The organism is Nonomuraea sp. MG754425 (assembly GCF_021699195.1).
Taxonomy (GTDB): Bacteria; Actinomycetota; Actinomycetes; order Streptosporangiales; family Streptosporangiaceae; genus Nonomuraea.
In genome coordinates this window covers 1-421 of record NZ_SSXE01000521.1, presented here as the reverse complement: position 1 = coordinate 421, position 421 = coordinate 1, and the positions used below count along the sequence as shown (strand labels likewise).

Genomic DNA, 421 nt, shown 5'->3' with positions numbered 1-421 from the left:
TTCGCGCATCGACCAGCCAAGGATCGCTACGGCGAACGGAACCGCCGACCGCCTTCCTGGATCGTCTCGCCGTACGGGAGGAGAAACAGCATGCCTACCGACTCTGATCAATGCAGCAGAGAAAACCCTGGTCAGCGCGAACACGCCTGCCCGGCCCTGTGGCCCTGACTTCCGGCCCCGCTGCGGCGGCCTGACTGCGCGCGCTGACCGACCTCCAGAAACCAAGGGAGATCATGGCGCTCGAAGACGCGCAGAAGAAGGCGATCATCGCACAGTACGCGACCTTCGAAGGTGACACCGGTTCACCCGAGGTGCAGATCGCGCTGTTGACCCACCGGATCGCCGACATCACCGCGCATCTGCGCACCCACCGGCTGGACCATCACAGCCGTCGCGGGTTGCAGATGCTCAACGGTCGCCG

General features: G+C 64.8%; 1 protein-coding gene. It reads left to right on the top strand.

The features are described 5' to 3' along the window. Positions 1-233: 233 nt before the first annotated feature. A partial coding sequence (gene rpsO, locus FAF44_RS53800; protein ID WP_237111207.1) for a 30S ribosomal protein S15 occupies positions 234-421 on the top strand: 188 nt, incomplete at its 3' end.